The following is a 20,644-nucleotide window of genomic DNA, read 5'->3' as shown; positions in this document are numbered from 1 at the left end:
AATCACGGTGGCGAAACTCCAAAAGCAAAACGACCCTTTTGCGGCGAAGGCAAAAGGGCCGTTCCGATTTCACGCTTTTACGCCGGCGTTATGCCTTGGTGGCGTTCTTGGCGTTGCGCTCCAGCAGAGCCTTGACGGTGTCGTCGTTGATCTTGCCGGAGGGATCCTGGCCGATCGACTTCTGGAAGCTCTTAATTGCCGAGACGGTCTTGGCGCCCATCTCGCCGTCAGGCGTACCGGCGTCGAAGCCGTTATTGTTCAGGATCGCCTGAATGTTGCGGATCGCCTTCTTCATGTCGACGCTGGAGGTGCTGGTGCCCTTGCCGGTCCAGGCGTCAGGCACGTCGATGCCGTTGGCCTTGTTGTCGAGTTGCTGCGGCTTCCAGGCATCGGTGGTGGCGCGCGCCTTGTCGAGGTCGGCAGGCTTCATCGCCTTGGCCACTTCGTCGCGCTTGGCACCAGCGTCCTTGTCGCCACCCTTGGCGGCGATCGCGAACCACTTGTAGCTCTCGCCGAGATCCTGCGTCACGCCATTGCCGCGGGCGCAGAGGATGGCGAGGTTGAACTGGCTGTCGGTGATGCCGAGATTGGCAGCCTTGGTGAACCAGTTCGCCGCCGTTGCATAATCCTGCTGGCCGAGCGCGCCGGAGGCGTAGAGCACGGCGAGATTATGCATGGCGCTGGCATTGCCCTGGTTGGCCGCCTGCTCGTAATAGTCCTTGGCCTTGTTGATGTCGCGGGCGACACCAGTACCCTTTTCATAGATGCTGCCGAGGCGGTACTGCGCCGGGGCAAAGCCCTTGTCCGCAGACAGCTGGTACCACTTGACGGCATCGGCTTCGCTGACCGTCACGCCGTTGCGGCCTTCGCTGTAGCGGGCAGCGATTTCGAACAGGGCGAGTGCATCGCCAGCGCGTGCCGCGTCGGCAAGTGCCGCCGGCTGGATCACGTCAGGAATGGTCAGGCCCGGCTGGGCAGGTGCCGCGTTGGTCGAGGCCGGAGCATCCTTCGGCGCGAAGGCCGTGGCGTCCTGCGTCGGGGCGCCCGGGGTCAGGGTCGCAGCGCCTTCGCCGTCGAGCGGCGCCGCATCGGTCAGGTGCTCGGTTGGTGCAGCCGGCGGAGCGGCGGTCTGAGCCGCAGCTTCGGGAGCAGCCGGTGCTTCATTCTGGGCGGCTACAGGTGCATCGGCCTGCGGAGCGGCCGAGGTGTCGGCCGTTGCTGGAGTCTGCGTGGCATCGCTCAGCACGGCCACTTCGGCTGGCGGTGCGCTTTGGCCGGATGTCAGCGTCCGGGCAAGCGGGAACGCCATGATCGCCAGAAGAACGGCGCCGACGGCGAGAAGCAGCGGACGGCGGAAGCGCGAGAACGAGCTCGCGCCACCGGCAGGCTTCGGAGCCTTGGCTTTCTTCTCACCCTTGACCGGCTGTGCCTTCGGGTCGGATTCGATTGCGGCAGCCTGTGCCGCGCGGCGGGCGGCCGCGATATAGTCGGCGCGATCGTTTTCGGTCGCGGGCTTTGGATTGGCACGCGCTGCACTCTGGCTGGCGCGAACCCGCTCCAGAATCTTCTTGACGTCAGGGGCGCCGGAGCCCGGCTCCAGCAGCTCGTTGGCCTCTTCGGACGGCACGACATCGACAGGATCGATCGACGGGACCGGATCGATGATGGTGCGCTCGCCAGCCTGGGCCTTCGGCGCCTTCTTGCCCGGCATCAGCTTTTTGCCGAGCGCCATAAACAGGCTCTTGCTCTGCTTGGCGTCAGCGGCGGGCTTGGTAGCGGCCTCGATGGCGATTGCGCTGGTGTGGCTGACGGGAGGTTGCATCGGCTGCGGCGCAGCCGGTTCGCTGACGGCGCGGGCAACAGGTGCGGCAGCGGCAGTCTTCGTTCCAAACACTGCAGGCCTTTCGGCCTCGGCGCCGGCCGGGATCAGCGAATAGGGATCGACTTCGAAATCGGCGTTGGCGGCCGGCATCCGTGCAGCCGGCCTGCTGTTGCGCGTTTCCATGTCGTCAAGCCGGTCGGCAATGTGGACGAGCGTTTCATGCAGGGCCTGGAACGTCTTGTGGGTGCGTTCCTCGCCGCTGCGGCTCAGGTCCTCGAGTTGGCGAAGATCGGCGGCAAGGGCGTTCAGCGCCGACATGTCGGCGGCCGGGACGGAACCTGCCTGCAGGTTGCCATTGCGGGAATAGGCATCGACTACCGCTTCGGCAGCCTGGCGTGCGGCTTCGATGATATATTCGTCGCTCGTCGCCATGTAATCTTCGATCGCGCCCATGCGGCGGTCGAGATCGATCGACAGTCCCTCGTTGCCGCGCGGTTCGTGCAGCAGTGCGGAGAGATTGGCGATCTGGTCTTCGAGGCTCTTCAGCGCGCGTGAGTCGGTTGCCGGTGCCGCTGTGCTTTCTTCCAGCCGGGCGGCGATGTCGCTAAGGCGGCCCTCGATGCGGCGGAAGGCGGTGTCATCGACAGGCGCCTGGGCCACAGGCGCAGGCTGCATTTCCATTTGGTCGATACGGCGGGCGAGATAATCGAGACGCTCCGCCAGAACATCGTTGACCGCACCGCTTTCGAGCGCATCGATCTTGCGGGAGATATCGGCCAGCGCGCCGTTCAGCTCAGGCTGTGCAGCGGCCTTGTGCGTCCGCTCCAGCATATAGGACAGCTGTTCCAGCCGTTCGTCCAGGCGCGAGCTTGCCTTGGTGTTTGCCAGTTCCTCGACGCGGCGCGTCAGCATTTCCAGCCGGTCGGCCATGCCATCGGCAGGGTTCGAGCGACTCTCGACACTACGGCCCATCAGGTCGATCTGTTCGGCCAGCGCGTTCAGGCGGCCTTCGAGGCGGTGCATCAGCGCCGGATCGCCGCTGGTGGCATTGCGGCTGCTGGCGGCGATCGCCCGGCTGATTTCGTCGAGGCGCGTATCCATTGCCGCGAACTGCTCTGACATTGCCCGGTCATGCGGCTGGATCATGCTGCCGAACTGTTCCATCGCGCTGGCAATGGAGATCAGCTTGTCTTCGAGTGCCCGCACGGCCGGGCTTTCGCCCATGCCGCCGATGTGGCGTTTGATATCGTCAAGGCGGTAGGCGAGCGTCACCAGCTCTTCCTGCAGGCCCGCCGTGTCGAGCGCGTGCAGCTGGTTTTCGAAACCATCCCAGCGGCTTTCCATGTGACGCACGGAATCTTCGCGGGCGAGGCCGTCCATCAGCGAGCGCAGTTCGTCGAATTCGCTGCGCAGTCCCGCGGCTTCCGGACCGGCAGAGCGGTGCGACAGCTGGTCGATGCTCTCGGCCAGGCGGCCCATGTCTTCGCGGATGTCGTCGGCAAAGCGGCGGTCCTGCGCCGATGACTTGAGGTCGCGAAGTTCGCTCCTCAGCGCACTCATTTCGCGGGTCACACCTTCGGAAATATCGCGCTTGAGATCCTGGCGCAGGTTGACGAGCGCCTGGGCGATCTCGGTCATCGTGTCGCTGGAGGGGCCATAGGCGGGAGCCGGTGCTGCGGCCGGCGCCGGAGCGCGGATCGCAGGTGCCGGTTCACGGTAGGCGGCAGCAACTGCTGCGCGTTCGGCGGCGGCGCGTTCGCGTCCCTGTTCGAGCATGCGCTGGCGCTGGCGGATTTCGGCGAGCGGATCGGGACGTGCTGCTGCGGGAGCGGCGTAGGCCGGTCGCGGCTGCTCGTAGGATCGCACATAGGCGTCACGTTCCGGCGGCGCGTTGCGCGGTGCAACGTCGCACGGGCCATTGCCGCCCATCAGTCCTTCGATGCGCGCCTCCAGGCCTTCGATCGTGCGATTAAGCGCGTCGAGAGACGACCTTTCGGGGCTCCGGGGAGAATTTGATCGCGATCCGTTCATCTTCTTGCTCGCTTCGTCTGCCTCAACCCTCGTCAGGGTTCGGCTATTGGCTTGAGAGACCGTACATCCGAGTTTAGTTTTTTAGACTTTCCTCAAGCTGGACGGCGTAGCGGCATTCCGAAGAAACGCGAGACTTGAAAAAGGAATGCGGATTACCACTGCTCACCGCGCACCTTTCACGAAACGTGGTAAACAACCCGTTAACTTGCGTGAGAATTTTTTAACGTTTGGGTCTTTGCTGCGCTTTTCCGGGGCTTAGGAGCGCCGCGCCTTGATCGTGTTCATCACGAAGCTGGTCTCGATCGTATCGACGCATTTCAGCTTGGCGATCTTGTCCTTGATGAAACGTTCGTACTGTTCAAGCCCGGCACTCATCACCTTCAGCACATAGTCTTTCGAGCCGGTGACCAGGTGGCACTCCAGTACTTCGTCCCAGCCGCGTACTGCATTCTCGAACATCTGGATCTCGTCCTCGTGCTGGCGGCTGAGCCGGATCGAGGCGATCGCCGTCATCGTCCAGCCCTCGACGGCGGGATCGATCAGCGCCGTGTAACCCTTGATCACGCCGGTCTCCTCGAGCCGCCGCAAGCGCCTCAGGCAGGCGGAAGCCGATAGCCCGACGCGCTCGGCCAGTTCGTTGTTGGTGATACGTGCATCGGCCGCCAGCTCCCGGAGGATACGGCGATCGATCTCGTCGGCAATTTTCTGCGTCATGCTGATGAAACTCCGCAATAAGTTGCTCTGTGGAACATCATGCCGCGTGAAATAGCAAGAAAGTGCCGCCGCATTTGATATAATTTGCGGTGCGAAAACCGTGACATCGATCGAGGAGACATCCGATGACTGCGCCGCACCCTTCGAGAACCCATATCGGCAATCATGCCCTGCATCCGGAAACCCAGATGCTGAACTATGGCTATGATCCCGAACTCTCCGAAGGCGCCGTCAAGCCGCCGGTCTTCCTGACCTCCACCTTCGTCTTCAAGTCCGCCGAAGATGGCCGCGACTTCTTCGACTATGTCTCCGGCCGGAAGGAGCCGCCGGAAGGCAAGGGAGCTGGTCTCGTCTATTCGCGCTTCAACCACCCGAACAGCGAGATCGTCGAAGATCGCCTTGCCGTCTATGAGCGGACGGAAAGCTGCGTGCTGTTTTCATCGGGCATGTCGGCGATCGCCACGACGCTGCTGGCCTTCGTTCGCCCCGGCGATACAGTGCTCCACTCCCAGCCACTCTACGGCGGCACGGAAACGCTGCTCGCACGGACCTTCCTCAATCTCGGCGTCTCGGCCGTTGGATTTGCTGATGGTGTCAGCGAAACCTCGGTAGAGGCAGCAGCCGAAGAGGCCATGGCCAAAGGCCGTGTTTCGGTCATTCTGATCGAAACGCCGGCCAATCCGACCAACAGCCTGGTCGATGTCGCAATGATCCGCCGCGTCGCCGACGCGGTCGGCAGGAAGCAGGGTCACACCCCGATCGTCGCCTGCGACAACACGCTGCTCGGCCCGGTCTTCCAGCGGCCGATCGAGCATGGCGCCGATATCTCGCTTTATTCGTTGACAAAATATGTCGGCGGGCACTCGGACCTGATCGCCGGTGCCGCCCTTGGCCGCAAGGCTGTGATGAAACAGGTGAAGGCGCTACGCGGTGCCATCGGCACGCAGCTCGATCCGCATTCCTGCTGGATGCTCGGGCGGTCGCTGGAAACGCTGCAGATCCGCATGGAGCGGGCAAACAGCAATGCCGAGGCGGTTGCCGGTTTCCTGCGCGATCACCCGAAGGTCGAGCGGATTCACTATCTGCCCTACAACGACGCGCAGTCGCCGGTCGGGCAGACATTCGCCACGCAATGCAGCGGCGCGGGCTCGACCTTCTCCTTCGACATCAAGGGCGGCCAGCCGGCCTCGTTCAAATTCCTGAACGCCTTGAAGATCTTCAAGCTCGCCGTCAGCCTCGGCGGAACGGAATCACTTGCCTCTCACCCGGCAACGATGACGCATTCGGGCGTTCCGGCAGATGTGCGCCAGCGCATCGGCGTACTGGAATCGACGATCCGGCTGTCGATCGGCATAGAGCATCCCGACGACCTGATCGCCGATCTGGCATTGGCGCTCGACGAAGCGTGAGGGCGGGCGGCCTCAGGCCGCCGCTACCTCCCTGACGTCATCGAGGAGAAAATGCACGACGACATATTTTGTCGTGTAATGCCTGCCGCTATCCGAGGTCAGGTCGGCGCTGCCGCCGTCGGCCGGATGCCAGGCGTGATAATGGGGATTGGTGGTGATCAGAGTGATCGCCTTGCCGGCAAATCGGCCGTCGAGGCGATAACGGGCCTCGGCTAGAGGCCAGATCCGCTCGTAGTCTTCCTGTGGAATACGAACCTTCAGCGCGTTGCGACGGGTGGCGGCGCCATGCGTCCCATCCTCGTGGGTCACCGCTGGAAGGTCCAACACCACTTCCTCCGCATCCTTGAGAACGAAATTGAATTCCTCAGGCCACATGCGTCTCATGAAATCGCTCCTCCCAAGCTCATTCTTCGGTTAGCCAGCGAAATGTAACGCGTCTGTCGGCGGAAGCAACAGCCGGTTATGAAAGCCAGTCCGGAAAGTCCTCGCCGGCGGGGACCCGGTCCCATGCCTGGGCGGCAATCTTCCAGCCGTCACTGCCCTTCACCAGCAGCATCATCTCGACATTGTTGCTGCGATCGCGTCCATTCTCGATCGCCTCGCAACTGGCAACGGCGACGGCGATATTGCCGAAAACCAGGATCTTGCTTGCAGGACAGCGCTCGGCAAAGGCCCGAAGGGAGGTCTGCGACAGGCCTTCCATGCGCTCGAGAAACTTGGCCGCCGTCTGCGCTCTTGCCGGGCGCGCGGATGCGAATAGCTGGGCATCCGGATGGAAGTCCTCCATGAAGCCATCGGCTTCAGGCCCAGCACCGTAAGTCCAGCTCAGATGGGCAAACTGGCGTGCGATGAGATCTGCAATGGCGCGATGGTCGTCCATGCGCTCCTCCGGTTGCAAGTGCAGTTCCAGTTTACCAGCTTTCCGGGCCAATGTCCGCTGCCGGAGATTGCTGCCAGCAAGGCCTTGTTGACATTCGTGGAACTTCAGCACTTGTGTTCGCGAATCATGGCATCATGTTTAAGCAGTTCGTGACTGACGACGGAGGTTTGGAATGGGACAGGTTGTCCGGCTCCCCGCCAATGAAGCTGAAAGATTGCTCGCTGTTCGCGCCTTGAATGCCGCGAGCCGCAGTCCGACGCCGGAACTTGCCGCCCTGGCCGAGCTCGCCCGCGGCGTCTTCGGCACGCCCTTTGCCGCCATCAACATCATCGACGAGGATTGGCAGCGGATCGCCGGCCAGGCCGGAATGCAGCTTGCCGAGTGCTCGCGCGATCTCTCCATCTGCACCCGCGTCGTCTATGCCAACGATCTCGTCATCGTCCCCGACCTGCAGCGCCATCCGGAATTGTCGCGCATGCCCTATGTCGAGGGTCATCCGCATTTTCGCTTTTACGCCGGCGCGCCGATCGAAACCGATGACAGCCTCGCCGTCGGCGCCTTCTGCATTCTCGACACCAGGCCGCGGGATCTCTCGGAAGTCGAAATCGACAGCCTCCGCCGCTTCGCGCTGGTCGCAAGCGCCTTGCTCCGCCTGCAGAAGGCCAACATGATCATGGGCCTTGCCGAAACCAGTCTAAGGGCTGCGGCGATGACCGATCCGCTCACCGGCTTCTACAATCGCTCGGTTCTCGCCGCGCTGGTCGATGGCGAACTCGACAGATCGCTTGCAGCAGGCCAGACCTTCGGCGCTCTCTATCTCGACATGGATGGCTTCAAAGGCATCAACGACCGTCTCGGCCACCATGCTGGCGACGAAGTGCTGCGCGAAGCCGCAAACCGCATCCGCGCCGTCGTCCGCGCAGGTGATATCGCGGTGCGCATGGGCGGCGACGAGTTTGCGCTCTTCGTTCCCAATCCGCCGAATGCAGCCGCTCTATCCTCAGTCGCCGACCGGCTGGTGGCGGCCTTCCGCCAGCCTTTCGAGGTCGAGAGCCAGGCCGTTTCCGCCCGCCTCAGCATCGGTGGGGCCTTGGCGCCGCAAGCAGGGACGAACCGTATCGATCTTCTCAAGATCGTTGATACCGCGCTCTACCAAGCGAAGGCTGCGGGCCGTGACCGCTACCTGATCGCCGGCATCTGACGGGCCGCTTTCAGCGCTCTTTCCAGCGAGCGGTAGATGCGCGGATCATCGCATTGCGCGGCATTGAAGCGCAGGTAGCTGTTGGATGTCTGCGAGAGGCTGAAGGCGTTGCCGGGCGCCAGCACGACATTATCGGCAAGGCAGGCTTGCGCGATGTCTCCGGCATTGATCCCATCAGGCAGCCGGCACCACAGGAAGATCCCGGATCGTGGCCGGATCCATGGCTCGATGCCGAGCCCGGCTAATCGGCCGATCGTGTCGTCCATGGCCTTGGAAAGCCGGACCTTCAGCGTATCGAGATGCTTGCGGTAGCTGCCGTCGGTCAGAAGCAGCAGTATCAGTTCGGCATTGAGCCTGCCGCCGCCAATGCTCGTCACCAGCTTGAGATCAATCAGCGGTTCGACCCATTCCGGCTTCGCTGCGATGAACCCGCAACGCACCGAAGTCGAAATCGTCTTCGAGAAGCTGCCAACATGCACGACCCGCTCCAAACCATCGAAAGCAGCCAGCCGTGGCGAAGGTTCATGCTCCAGATCGGCGAAGATATCGTCCTCGATGATTGTCATGTTGGCCCGCTCTGCCAGCTTCAGCAGCTTGTGCGCGACAACGGCGGAGCAGGTGGCTCCGGTTGGGTTGTGGATGGCCGAGTTGGTGATGTAGAGCCGCGGCCGGTGCTGTTCGATCGCCTGTTCGAAGGCCTCGATATCGGGGCCATGCGGTGTCATCGGCACCGCGACGGCCCTGGCGCGATTGGCTCGCAGCAGCGCATGAAAGTTGAAGTAACAGGGATCGTCGACGATGACCGTATCGCCCGGCTCAATCAGGAACCGGCAGACCAGATCGATCGCCTGGGTGCCGGATTCCGTCAGGATGATGTGATCAGGGGAGGCCGGGATTCCGCGTTCGTTCATCCGCCGGGACAGCAGTTGCCGCAGTGGAAGCTGGCCGAGCGGCGTTCCGTAATTGGCAAGAACGGCATCCTCTCCGCGGGCAATGGTCCGCAGCGCCTTTCGCATCGCATCGACGGGCATCCAGCTTTCCGGCAGCCAGCCGCATCCGGGCTTCAGCAGGGCCGGGCTGTCTTCCAGCGATTGCCGGTAGACCCAGAGCGGATCGATCGCCCGGTCGAGTTTCGGGCCGATATCGGAAAGAGTCAGCGGTGCTGGTGGGCTTGACGCGTAAAAGCCCGATCCCGGGCGTGAGCGAATAAGGCCTTCGGCCGCCAACCGCTCGTAAGCCTCGACTACAGTCGAGGCGGAGACATGCATGGTCTTGGCGAAGGCGCGCACCGAAGGCAGGCGCGAACCGGCCACCAGTTCCCGCCCGGAAATCCGCCTGCGTATCTCCGCCATCACGGCGCCGATGCGCTTGCCGCTCTCCTGATTCTTGATCGCCTGATCCATCTGTACTGCATCCGTGTCCATAACAGTTTGTGCGAACTGTACCGCACTGTTGCTGGCAATGCCATGTCCTCGGGTTCATAGCAGGCGAGAACAGGAGCATGCAGATGGACAGAACGGCAGCCGGTTGGCTCAGTGGCTTTGTGGGGATCCTCATTTTCAGCGGCTCGCTGCCTGCGACACGTGTTGCCGTGGCGAGTTTCGACCCAGTGTTCCTCACTGTCGCGCGCGGCGCGATCGCCGGCATTTTGGCTGGCGGGCTTCTGCTTCTGTTTCGCGAGAAACGCCCGCAGCGTGGTGATCTGCTGCCGCTCGTCGTCGTTGCCCTCGGCGTCGTCGTTGGCTTCCCGCTGCTGACGGCGCTGGCGCTTAAACATATCACCTCGGCGCATTCGACCGTCTTCATCGGCCTGTTGCCGCTCTCGACGGCGATCTTCGGTGTTCTGAGGGGCGGCGAGCGGCCGCAACCGGTCTTCTGGCTGTTCTCCTGCCTGGGCAGCGCCATCGTTGCCGGTTTCGCCCTGATCCAGAGCGACGGCGCAATATCACCAAGCGATCTCTTGATGCTTGCCGCGATCATCGTTTGCGGTCTCGGTTATGCCGAGGGCGCGCGGCTTTCCCGCAAGCTCGGTGGCTGGCAGGTGATTTCCTGGGCACTAGTCCTCTCTCTGCCGCTCATGCTGGTACTCTCGGTCGTGGCCATGCCTCAGACCCTTCCCTCTATAAGCAACCCATCCTGGCTTGGTCTCGCCTATGTCTCGCTGTTCAGCATGCTGATCGGCTTCATCTTCTGGTATCACGGCCTGGCGCTCGGCGGCATCGCCGGGGTCGGCCAGCTGCAGCTGCTGCAGCCGTTCTTCAGTCTGGTGCTCGCCGCAACTCTGCTTGGGGAAAGTGTCAGCTGGGGCATGCTGGCGGCAACGCTCGCCGTCGTTGCCTGTGTTGCCGGCGCGAAGAAATTTGCCAAGGCCGCACCGCCGCTGGCGCAGCCCGCGCTCAGCGCCTGAAGGCTCGCCTTTAGCGGGGCGTGATCACACATTTCGCTGCCGCTTTGCCTGCGTCAGAATAACGCTCAAAAACCGGTGTCCAGCAGGAACTCCGGCCCTGCCTTCCGCGTTGATATGACGGCTTGAAGGAGGGCATTCCCATGAGCTCGCATATCGACCCCAAGATCACCTCGCTGCTCGATGCCAGAAAAGTGTGGAGCGTCAGCGATTTCGCCCGCAAACAGGGGTTGGACAAGAAGCAGGAGCGCGAGCTCGTTCAGCTGTTCGGGCACTTCGCCACGAAGCAGGAGCTGATGGCAAATTGCCTGCGCCCGCGGCTCACACGATAGCGTTACAAAAGCCGGATATGGTGAGCCAGCTCACGGGGACCATTTCTTGTTTACAGACCTGATGTCCGAAATCCGGCATGCGCAGAAAAACATCGTCAACATGCATCGCTGGCAGCGCCGCTCGCTGATCCGCAAGATCGTCGATGAGCTTCATACGCTCCGCGACGACGATCTCTGCGACGGCGTCTTCGACCGCAACGACAATCTCGACAAGTTGATCTTCAACGCCTGCACCTCCGTCAGCGCTCTGGCGGAGACGGATGACGCCTATTTCGGTCTGGTGCTCGAGGAGTTTTCCACTCTTCTGAAAGCCATGAGCGACGTGATCCGCAGGCAGTCCGCCCTCTCGGCCGAGCTTCACTGACGTATCGGCGCTTTCAGGTTGAAGCCGGATCGCCTCGGCATCTTCACAAATTCGCGCGAATGCAGAATTTGACGTTTACGCAAACGTCAATATTTTGTAAGACACTGCCATGTGCCGGTCTCGGTCCGGTCTGCGAATTGGAGGAATTCGAACGATGCCAGTCTACAAGGCCCCGGTTAACGACACGCTCTTCGTGCTGAACGACGTGCTGGGTCTGGAGCGTTACAACAATCTCCCGGGCTTCGCGGACGCCACGCCTGACATGATCGAGGCCATTCTTGGTGAGGCCGCAAAGGTCGCCGAGGAGGTGCTTTTCCCGCTGAACTATTCGGGCGATCAGGAAGGCTGCAAGCGCGCCGACGATGGCTCCGTGACCGTCCCCAAAGGCTTCAAGGAAGCTTACGACGCCTATTGCCAGGGCGGCTGGACCGGCCTTGCCGTGCCGGAAGAGTTCGGCGGCCAGGGCCTGCCCTACACACTGCACGCCGCCGTCGGCGAATATACCTCCGCCGCCAACATGTCGCTGATGATGTATCCAGGCCTGACCCAGGGCGCGATTGCCGCGATCCTCGTCCATGGCTCCGACGAGCAGAAGCAGACCTACCTGCCGAAGATGGTTTCCGGCGAATGGTCCGGCACCATGAACCTCACCGAACCGCATTGCGGCACCGATCTCGGCCTGCTGCGCACCAAGGCCGTGCCGCAGGGCGACGGCAGCTACAAGATTTCGGGTCAGAAAATCTTCATCTCCGCCGGCGAACACGGCATGACCGGCAATATCGTCCATCTGGTGCTCGCCCGCATCGAGGGCGCGCCTGAAGGCACCAAGGGCATCTCGCTCTTCATCGTCCCGAAATTCATCGTCAAGGAAGACGGCGCACCGGGGGATCGCAACGCCGTTTCCTGCGGCGCCATCGAGCACAAGATGGGCATCCACGGCAACGCCACCTGCGTCATGAACTATGACGAGGCGACCGGCTATCTTATCGGTGCCGAGAACCGCGGCCTCAACGCCATGTTCGTGATGATGAACGAAGCTCGCCTTGGCGTCGGCCTGCAGGGCCTGTCGATCTCCGAGATCGCCTATCAGAATGCCGTTAATTATGCCCGCGAGCGCATCCAGGGCCGTTCGCTCTCCGGCCCCAAGGCGCCGGAAAAGAAGGCCGATCCGATCATCGTTCACCCGGATATCCGCCGCTCGCTGATGACCATCCGCGCCTTCAACGAGGCAGGCCGCGCCTTCCTGCTCTGGACGGCGCTGAAGTCCGATGTCGCCCACCGCTCCGCAGACGACAAGGAACGCCAGACGGCAGACGATATCCTCGGTCTGGTCACCCCGATCCTCAAGGGTGTCTTGACCGACAAGGGCTTCGACCATGCCGTCATGGCCCAGCAGGTCTTTGGCGGTCACGGCTATATCGAAGAACACGGGATGAGCCAGTATGTCCGCGATGCCCGTATCGCGATGATCTACGAAGGCGCCAACGGCATCCAGGCGCTCGATCTCGTCGGCCGCAAGCTCGGCCTCAACGGCGGGCGCGCCGTCATGGCGCTGTTCAAGGAGATCGGTGACTTCTGCGAAGAGAACCGCAACGACGAGAAGCTCGCCTTCTTCACCAAGCACCTGAAGAAGGGCTTGAACGACGTCCAGGCGGCAACCATGTGGTTCATGCAGAATGCCATGGCCAAGCCCGACAATGCCGGTGCCGGCTCGACTGACTACATGCACCTCTTCGGCCTCGTGGTCCTGGGTTACATGTGGGCGAAGATGGCCAAGGCCGCCGAAGACGCGCTTGCGAATGGCGATAGCGCCCGTGCCGACTACCTGAACAACAAGCTCGTCACGGGCAAGTTCTACATGGAGCGTATCATGCCCGAGACGGCGCTGCGCAAGGCCCGCATCGAAACCGGCGCCGACACGATGATGGAACTGGCCGCCGAGGCATTTTGATAGGCGTTCCCTTCTCCCCAGCGGGGAGAAGATGTCCGAAGGACAGATGAGGGGGTGAGCGCGATAGCGCGAACGGCCAACAGGCCGAGCCCTGGCCCCCTCATCCGACCCCTTCGGGGGCCACCTTCTCCCCGCTGGGAGAAGGGAGTTAGGTTTACCCGGCGCTAGGCGCCGCGAGGGAGATGAGACGATGACCGAGGTATTCATTTACGACCACGTGCGCACGCCGCGCGGCCGCGGCAAGAAGGACGGCTCGCTTCATGAAGTGCCGTCCGTGCGCCTTGCCGCCAAGACGCTGGAAGCGATCCGCGACCGCAGCGGCCTCGACACCGGCACCGTGGATGACATCATCATGGGCTGCGTCGATCCGGTCATGGATGCCGGCGCAGTGATCCCGAAGGCGGCTGCCTTCGAAGCGGGTTATTCCACCCGCGCGCCCGGCATGCAGATCTCGCGCTTCTGCGCTTCGGGCCTCGATGCGGTGAATTTCGCGGCCGGCAAGATCGCCCAGGGTGCTGACGACATCGTCATCGCCGGTGGCGTCGAAAGCATGTCGCGCGTCGGTCTCGGCATGTCCGGCGGCGCCTGGTTCATGGACCCATCGGTCAACTTTCCGGCCTATTTCATGCCGCAGGGCGTCTCGGCCGATCTGATCGCCACCAAATATGGCTTCTCCCGCGATGACGTCGATGCCTATGCCGTCGAGAGCCAGAAGCGTGCCGCCAATGCCTGGGAAAATGGCTACTTTAAGAACTCAGTCATCCCGGTGAAGGACCAGAATGGTCTGACGATCCTGGCCCATGACGAGCACATGCGCCCGGGTACCGACATGCAGGCGCTGGCCTCGCTGAACCCGTCCTTCCAGATGCCGGGTGAAATGGGCGGCTTCGAGGCTGTCGGCATCCAGGCCCACCCTGAAGTCGAGCGCATCAACTACGTCCACCACGCCGGCAATTCCTCCGGCATCGTCGATGGCGCCGCCGCCGTCCTACTCGGCTCCAAGGCTGGTGGCGAGAGCCTCGGCAAGAAGCCGCGCGGCCGCATCAAGGCCTTCGCCAATATCGGCTCCGACCCGGCGCTGATGCTGACCGGCCCCGTCGATGTCACCGAGAAGCTTTTGAAGCGGACAGGCATGTCGCTTGCCGATATCGACCTGTTCGAGCTCAATGAAGCCTTCGCCGCCGTCGTGCTGCGTTACATGCAGGCTTTCGACATTGCCCACGACAAGATCAACGTCAACGGCGGCGCCATCGCCATGGGCCATCCGCTCGGCGCCACTGGCGCGATGATCCTCGGCACCGTGCTGGACGAGCTGGAGCGCCGCGACCTGAACACCGCGCTGGTCACGCTCTGCATCGGCGCCGGCATGGGCACGGCCACCGTCATCGAACGCGTCTAAGGGAGAGAGACGATGAGCTACACCAATTTCACCGTCGCCACCGATGCCGATGGCATTGCCCTCGTCACCTGGGACATGCCCGGCAAGTCGATGAACGTCTTCACCACCGAAGTGATGGAAGAGCTCAACGCCATCGTTGACGCCACCGTCGCCGACAGCGCCGTCAAGGGCGTGGTGATCACCTCCGGCAAGTCGTCCTTCTCCGGCGGTGCCGATCTGTCGATGATCAAGGCGATGTTCACCTTCTACAACGACGAGAAGGCCGCCAATCCCGATACCGCCGCGCAAAAACTGTTCGATCTCGTCGGCCGCATGACCGGTCTGTTCCGCAAGCTCGAAACATGTGGCAAGCCGTGGGTCTCGGCGATCAACGGCACTTGCATGGGTGGCGCACTCGAAATGTCGCTCGCCTGCCATGGTCGGGTGGCCTCCAATGCCAAATCGGTGAAGATCGCGCTTCCCGAGGTCAAGGTCGGCATCTTCCCGGGCGCTGGCGGCACGCAGCGTGTCGCGCGCCTTGCCGATGCGCAGTCCGCCCTGCAGATGATGACGACAGGCCAGTCGCTGACCGCCTCGCGCGCCAAGGCGATGAACCTCGTGCATCAGGTGGTCGAGGCGGACCAGCTGATCCCGGCCGCCAAGCAGATGATCAAGGACGGTCTGAAGCCGGTTGCCCCCTGGGATGAGAAGGGCTTCAAGGTTCCGGGCGGCGGCATCTGGACGCCGGCGTCCGCGCAGCTCTGGCCGGCCGCTCCGGCGATCCTGCGTCGCGAGACGGCGGGCAATTATCCTGGCGCGCTTGCCATCCTGAAATGCGTCTATGAAGGTCTTCAGGTACCCTTCGATACGGCGCTCAAGATCGAACAGCGCTATTTCACCCAGGTGCTGCAGACCACCGAAGCCTTCTCGATGATCCGCTCGCTGTTCATCTCGATGCAGGAACTCGGCAAGGGCGCCCGCCGCCCGGCCGGTCAGCCGAAGACAGAGCTGAAGAAGATCGGCGTCGTCGGCGCTGGTTTCATGGGCGCCTCGATCGCCTATGTCTCGGCTGCTGCTGGTCTCGAGGTGGCGCTCATCGATCGCGATATGGACGCGGCGAACAAGGGCAAGGCAACAGGCGAGGGCCTCGCTAAGGAATCGGTCGGTAAGGGCCGGCTGACGCAGGATGAAGCGGCCGCGATCCTCGCCCGCATCACGCCCTCCGCCGATTACGCCGATCTCAAGGATGCCGGCCTCGTTATCGAAGCCGTCTTCGAGGATCGGGACGTTAAGAAAGCGGTCATTGAGGCCGTGGAGGAAGTGCTCCCTGATGGAGCGATCTTCGCCTCCAACACCTCGACGCTGCCGATCTCCGGTCTCGCCAAGAACTCGAAGCGCCCCGCCGATTTCATCGGCATCCACTTCTTCTCGCCGGTCGAGAAGATGATGCTGACCGAGGTCATCCTCGGCAAGGAAACCGGCGACAAGGCGCTCGCCGTGGCGCTCGATTATGTCGCTGCGATCAAGAAGACGCCGATCGTCGTCAACGATACCCGCGGTTTCTTCGTCAACCGCTGCGTCCTGCGCTACATGTCGGAAAGCTACGACATGCTGATCGAGGGTGTACCTCCGGCGATGATCGAGAATGCCGCCAAGATGGCGGGCATGCCTGTTGGACCGCTGGCGCTGAACGACGAAGTGGCGATCGACCTGTCGCTGAAGATCCTCAAGGCCACCGTCGCCGATCTCGGTGACAAGGCGATCGACCCGCGCCACATGGAGCTCGTCTCCCGCATGGTCGAGAAGGAAGGCCGCTTCGGCCGCAAGAACGCCAAGGGCTTCTACGACTACCCGCCGAAGCCCGCCAAGAAGTCGCTCTGGCCGGAATTGAAGAGCTTCTATCCGCAGAAGAAGGCCGATGATCTCGATATCGAGGTGCTGAAGCAGCGCTTCCTCGTTACCATCGCGCTGGAAGCCGCCCGCACGGTCGAGGAAGGCATCGTCACCGATCCGCGCGAGGCAGATGTCGGCTCCATCCTCGGCTTCGGCTTTGCGCCCTATACCGGCGGCGCTCTGAGCTATATCGACGGCATGGGCGCCAAGGCCTTCGTCGAACTGGCGGAAAAACTGGCCGTCAGCTACGGCCCCCATTTCAAGCCGACACCGCTGCTGAAGGACATGGCCGCCAAGGGTGAGACCTTCTATGGCCGGTTTGATCCCTATCGCGGAGAGAAGGAGGCGGCGTAAGCCGCCTCATCGGCAGAGAGGCGACAGGCACCGCCCAAAACGTCGTCATGCTCGGGCTTGTCCCGAGCATCTGCAAAGGGTGACACAGGGTACAACGGCTGACGTAGGGCCTCTTTAGATCCTCGGCACAAGGCCGAGGATGACGACCTTCGTGGCCGTCCTCAAGCGATCGCCGTAATCTCCAGCTCCTGATCGCCCACCATCGCGAGATCACCAACAGCCTTGCCCATCAACCCTCGCGCCACAGGCGAGACAAACGAAATCGACCCAGCCTTGGGATCGGCCTCGTCCTCGCCGACGATGCGATACGTCTGCACCCGGCCGTCATCGCGGCTAAAGGTCACCTTGCTGCCGAAGGCGACGATGTCAGTGGAGGCGGGAGCGGGCATCACCTGCGCGGTGCGCACGCGCTCGGCAAAATAGCGGAAATCGCGCAGCGGAATGGCCGTCTGCCGTCGCTTCTCGTTGACGTCCTCGATCCCCGCGGCGGCTTCCACGCCCTCGCGTGCCACCTGCAGCTGCTCTTCCAGCGCCTTCAGGCCGGCTTCGGTGACGAGGTTCGGGTGCGGCGAGATCGGGCGGTCGGGCAGATGCGTTTCTGCAGCCGTTTCCGCGCTCTCTTCCTTGACGAAAGCGGTACTCAATTCTCAAACTCCATTCAGGCTGGCGCCGTCATCGGGCGCAGGCGGGCGCTTGCTCCGCGCCCATCCCCTCAACCTGCCTGATCGGACCCGAAGCGGTCAACATCGAACTCGGCTTCGTCGGTTTCCTCTTCGTCGTCCATGACCTCGTAGGTCATGCTCTGATCGGCAAGGATCGCCCGGCGGATGATCCGCGGCGCGCTCATGCCGAGCTCGCGTCCGTTGCCATGCAGCGCCCAGCCGATCAGCGCTTCGTCGGAGATGGCGGAGACGCCGCCATTGAGCTCGGGTGACTTCGCCATCGGTAATGCCGCCATCAGCTCGGCCCGGGCGCCGGGCATCGAGCTCGGCTTCAGCGAGGCAAGCGCGCTGGCGCCGAAGGAGGGCACGGAGGGACGGATCTCGGGCCGGATGGCAACGGGATCGATCGACGCCGTCTGGACCGGATCGATCGGTGCTGCGGCTTTCTCGCTGCCCGGCCGGAATGCCGGCAGCGGCACGCTCAGCGAAGCGAGATTGGTGAAGGTTTCAGGAGCAGGCTTTTCCGGCACTGGCGCTGCTGCCAGCATCGGGATCTCGCGCCGGACGCTGCGCGGCGTCGGCACCAGCGCCGTCGCCAGCTTGCTCGGAAGCGTAGCGCTGCTGCCCGTATCCTCGTCGTCCTCGGCCGAGGCGATCTCGACGGTCTTCACGCTCCCGCGCTTCTTGTATTCGGCGACTGCCAGATTATACCCCGGCAACGGCCGTCCATCGGCCGGCACATGCATGGTCTTGCCGCTCGGGAAGATGCGCGCCAGCTCTTGGCGCGACATGCGCGGCCAGGCACGCACCCGGCCGACATCGAGATGCACGAAGGGCGAGCCGGATTTCGGATAATAGCCGACGCCGCCTCCCTGCATCTGCATGGCGATGCCGCGCAGCTTGGAAAGCTGCACGCCCGGAATATAGAAATCCATCGCCTTGCCCAGCATGTGCTGGCTGTTCTTGGCAACACCGGTTAGCCGCGAGCGGGTGCGCAGCATGTTGTTGGTGGCGGGCGAACGGTAGGCGGAAACGATATGGATGTAATCGCGCCCGCCGGCCTTCTGATAGACCTCCCAGACGAGATCGAGCAGCCGCGGATCCATGCGGGCCGGCTCGTTGCGGCGCCAGTCACGCAGGAAGCGGTTGATCTGCGTCAGCCCGCGCTGATCGAACTTGCCGTTGCGCTTGAAGGTGATCGTCGCCTTCTCGCCGGTATGGGTGAAATAGAGTTTCAGCGCTCGGTCTTCGGCCGCCGCGCCAACCTCGGAGCCGAGAAAGGCCGGCACCGCCAGAAACGCAGCCACAAGGGCCCGGGCCGCACGCCGCGCCAGCGCCGAAAGGAAGCCAAGCCCCTCGCGCTCCCCAACCACCCGCGTTTCCGCCGCATATTCCATCATGACCATCTCCGTCTTACGCGGGAACAAAGGCAGCAGAGGTCCGGTGAACGCCTACAATACCGCGCCTTAAGCGGCGATTATGGTCAATAAAGGTTTAACAAGGGGTTGATGGGTGCCTCGGCTCTCCCGCATCTCAAAATGACGGTGCTATGGACGATTCAATTTTTGATCATAGTTCCGCGTGCGCGGACGAAAGATTGCCAAAATCTACCAAGAAATTGATCGCCTGCGTTGCAAGGAAATGGAACCAAATGACACCGGCTGGACGTCATCTCTCGACCAATATTCGAAGCGCCTGCATGGCGGCTGTCATAAGTCTCAGCTCGCTCTTTGTGGTAAATTCCGCGACTGCCTGCATGAGCGTCGCACGCCTTGCGCTTAGCGATGTGAAATATGCCGATGTCGTCGTAATCGGCCGCGTAGCCAATTATCGGCTTATTCTCGACCCGGAAGCGAGAGAGCGTAACCGGCAGATGGTCGCTAAGATGAAGCCCTCGAAGCTTCGCGACTCTTTGTCAAACATTTCCGGCTTCATAACCGATTACGCCCGCTTCGAAATTCAGGTTGAAGAAGTGCTCCAGGGTCAGGCACCGGAGATCATCGAAGCCACATGGGATAACTCGACTTTTGGCGAGCCGGAAAAGATGCCGTCCGGACCTTTTGTGATCGCGCTAAGGCGATCTGGTTCAGATCGTCCACCGCTTCGTGGCCCGAGTGCAACCATTGTCCCAAACCTGGAGCCGCAGTTGCTGACGGTATTGCAGGCACCGTGTTCAATGCCGTTCATTTTTGAGTTGGGAGGCGAGCAAGCGCAAGCGCTGCTTGAGACACTGAAGGCCAAATAGGGCCAAGTCGTTCAGCTACAATCACGCCTCACGCCATCACCTCCATCTCCCGATGAAACTCCAGCGACCGCCTGATCCCCTCCTCGAGGCTCACCTTCGGCACCAGCCCGAGCGCTCGCTGCAGCGCCGTATCGCCGCAACGGTAGAACACGCCTTCCGGGCGGCTCGCGGTGCCGCTCACCTTGGGTGACCAGCCGAGTTGGCGGCTGATGCGTTCGGCGAGTTCGATGAAGGAGGTGGCGTCTCCGGTCGAGAGGTTGAGGCTGGTGCCCGAGGTCATGGCGTCCATCGTCTCGATCACGAAGCCGACGCAGTCGGAGATGTGGATGAAGTCGCGGCATTGATGGCCGCTGCCCCAGACGGAGACTTCGGGGGCGCCGCGTTCGCGGATCAGCCGGCGGCAGATGACCGGGAAGGGGTAGGCGAGGTCCTGATCTTCACCATAGCCGCTGAACGGGCGGTAGGCGACGGCGCGGCCGCCGTAGCGCTCGACATAGAGCTTCATCAGGAATTCGCCGGTCAGTTTGGTCCAGCCGTAGCTGAGGTCGGGCACACCGATCGGCCGGTCGAAGGAGATCATGTCTTCGCAGAGGATGGTCTGCGCCTCGAAGGTCTGCAGCGAGACGGGATAGGCGGCACTCGAGCTGAAATAGACGACATTGCCCGGCCGGTTTTCGCCCGCCCAGCGCCAGAGCGCGGCATCGACGGCCAGATCTTCGGCAACCAGCAGCGTCTGGTTCTCCAGCGTCATCCGCCCGCCGACAAGGGCCGCGAGATGGAAGACATAGTCGAAGCGCTCGGTGCTGCGCTCGAAAAAGCTGCGGCAATCCTCCTGCAGGAAAGTGTAGTGGCGGTTGGCGAGCTGCCTCTGCGATGGCGGCAGCGCGCCGGTGCCCGGTTTCATCAGGTCGACGGCAACGACATCAAATCCTTCGGCGAGCAGCCGTTCGCAAAGATGCCGGCCGACAAAGCCGCATCCCCCAGTCACCAATGCACGCGCCATG

Annotated in this window: 17 protein-coding genes; 9 read left to right on the top strand and 8 right to left on the bottom strand. The window is 62.6% G+C overall.

All coding sequences use genetic code 11. The features are described 5' to 3' along the window. Positions 1 to 88: 88 nt before the first annotated feature. Positions 89 to 3,853 carry a peptidoglycan-binding protein gene (locus AC1DV9_RS07380; RefSeq protein WP_477947004.1) on the bottom strand — a complete coding sequence of 1,255 codons (3,765 nt, stop codon included), beginning with the start codon at positions 3,851 to 3,853 and terminating at the stop codon, positions 89 to 91. 255 nt (positions 3,854 to 4,108) lie between these two features. Then, on the bottom strand, positions 4,109 to 4,567 hold the full coding sequence (locus AC1DV9_RS07375) for an Lrp/AsnC family transcriptional regulator (RefSeq protein WP_112387521.1): 459 nt from the start codon (positions 4,565 to 4,567) through the stop codon (positions 4,109 to 4,111). Positions 4,568 to 4,692: 125 nt separating this feature from the next. Between AC1DV9_RS07375 and AC1DV9_RS07370 the strand changes: the two genes are divergently transcribed. Beyond that, on the top strand, positions 4,693 to 5,976 hold the full coding sequence (locus AC1DV9_RS07370) for a cystathionine gamma-synthase family protein (RefSeq protein ID WP_477947003.1): 1,284 nt from the start codon (positions 4,693 to 4,695) through the stop codon (positions 5,974 to 5,976). Between the two features lie 12 nt (positions 5,977 to 5,988). Here AC1DV9_RS07370 and AC1DV9_RS07365 read toward each other — a convergent pair whose 3' ends face one another. Both AC1DV9_RS07365 and AC1DV9_RS07360 read right to left on the bottom strand, forming a co-directional pair. Beyond that, positions 5,989 to 6,360, bottom strand: coding sequence for a hypothetical protein (locus tag AC1DV9_RS07365; protein ID WP_112387523.1), 372 nt, complete (start codon positions 6,358 to 6,360; stop codon positions 5,989 to 5,991). Positions 6,361 to 6,436: 76 nt separating this feature from the next. Continuing rightward, positions 6,437 to 6,856, bottom strand: a complete 420-nt coding sequence (locus tag AC1DV9_RS07360) for a hypothetical protein (RefSeq protein ID WP_112514003.1) — start codon at positions 6,854 to 6,856, stop codon at positions 6,437 to 6,439. 172 nt (positions 6,857 to 7,028) lie between these two features. On the opposite strand from AC1DV9_RS07360, the gene AC1DV9_RS07355 reads away from it, so the two are divergent. Then, entirely contained in the window at positions 7,029 to 8,057 is a 1,029-nt protein-coding gene (locus tag AC1DV9_RS07355; protein WP_477947002.1) for a GGDEF domain-containing protein, read from the top strand. Here AC1DV9_RS07355 and AC1DV9_RS07350 read toward each other — a convergent pair. Next, a complete protein-coding gene (locus tag AC1DV9_RS07350) occupies positions 8,036 to 9,481 on the bottom strand; it encodes an aminotransferase-like domain-containing protein (RefSeq protein WP_477947001.1) in 1,446 nt (481 codons plus the stop codon). The genes AC1DV9_RS07355 and AC1DV9_RS07350 overlap by 22 nt on opposite strands. An 83-nt stretch (positions 9,482 to 9,564) precedes the next feature. Here AC1DV9_RS07350 and AC1DV9_RS07345 point away from each other — a divergent pair, with 83 nt between their 5' ends. From AC1DV9_RS07345 to AC1DV9_RS07320, 6 genes are all read left to right on the top strand, one after another. Then, positions 9,565 to 10,464, top strand: coding sequence for a DMT family transporter (locus AC1DV9_RS07345; protein WP_477939108.1), 900 nt, complete (start codon positions 9,565 to 9,567; stop codon positions 10,462 to 10,464). A gap of 140 nt (positions 10,465 to 10,604) precedes the next feature. Then, positions 10,605 to 10,793, top strand: coding sequence for a hypothetical protein (locus AC1DV9_RS07340; protein WP_112387526.1), 189 nt, complete (start codon positions 10,605 to 10,607; stop codon positions 10,791 to 10,793). Positions 10,794 to 10,839: 46 nt separating this feature from the next. Then, on the top strand, positions 10,840 to 11,157 hold the full coding sequence (locus AC1DV9_RS07335) for a hypothetical protein (protein WP_148194269.1): 318 nt from the start codon (positions 10,840 to 10,842) through the stop codon (positions 11,155 to 11,157). A 154-nt stretch (positions 11,158 to 11,311) separates the two neighbouring features. Continuing rightward, on the top strand, positions 11,312 to 13,108 hold the full coding sequence (locus tag AC1DV9_RS07330) for an acyl-CoA dehydrogenase C-terminal domain-containing protein (RefSeq protein ID WP_477946999.1): 1,797 nt from the start codon (positions 11,312 to 11,314) through the stop codon (positions 13,106 to 13,108). A gap of 190 nt (positions 13,109 to 13,298) precedes the next feature. Next, complete coding sequence (locus AC1DV9_RS07325) at positions 13,299 to 14,507, top strand: acetyl-CoA C-acetyltransferase (protein ID WP_477946998.1); 1,209 nt, start codon at positions 13,299 to 13,301, stop codon at positions 14,505 to 14,507. Between the two features lie 12 nt (positions 14,508 to 14,519). Then, the gene (locus tag AC1DV9_RS07320) at positions 14,520 to 16,733 is read left to right on the top strand and encodes a 3-hydroxyacyl-CoA dehydrogenase NAD-binding domain-containing protein (protein ID WP_477946996.1); all 2,214 of its coding nucleotides are present in this window, start codon (positions 14,520 to 14,522) and stop codon (positions 16,731 to 16,733) included. A 161-nt stretch (positions 16,734 to 16,894) separates the two neighbouring features. Here AC1DV9_RS07320 and greA read toward each other — a convergent pair whose 3' ends face one another. Together greA and AC1DV9_RS07310 are read right to left on the bottom strand one after the other, a co-directional pair. After that, entirely contained in the window at positions 16,895 to 17,377 is a 483-nt protein-coding gene (greA, locus tag AC1DV9_RS07315; RefSeq protein ID WP_112538591.1) for a transcription elongation factor GreA, read from the bottom strand. A 68-nt stretch (positions 17,378 to 17,445) separates the two neighbouring features. After that, complete coding sequence (locus AC1DV9_RS07310) at positions 17,446 to 18,801, bottom strand: peptidoglycan L,D-endopeptidase MepK (protein ID WP_477946994.1); 1,356 nt, start codon at positions 18,799 to 18,801, stop codon at positions 17,446 to 17,448. 143 nt (positions 18,802 to 18,944) lie between these two features. Here AC1DV9_RS07310 and AC1DV9_RS07305 point away from each other — a divergent pair, with 143 nt between their 5' ends. Beyond that, positions 18,945 to 19,640, top strand: coding sequence for a hypothetical protein (locus AC1DV9_RS07305; RefSeq protein ID WP_442207932.1), 696 nt, complete (start codon positions 18,945 to 18,947; stop codon positions 19,638 to 19,640). Between the two features lie 28 nt (positions 19,641 to 19,668). Here the strand turns inward: AC1DV9_RS07305 and AC1DV9_RS07300 are convergent, their stop codons facing one another. Continuing rightward, positions 19,669 to 20,643, bottom strand: a complete 975-nt coding sequence (locus tag AC1DV9_RS07300) for an NAD-dependent epimerase/dehydratase family protein (RefSeq protein ID WP_477946992.1) — start codon at positions 20,641 to 20,643, stop codon at positions 19,669 to 19,671. Position 20,644 lies beyond the last annotated feature (1 nt).

Source organism: Rhizobium sp. 01L410, assembly GCF_056400165.1.
Note: the sequence above shows the minus strand (reverse complement) of the source record. Positions and strands in the feature narration are given on the sequence as shown.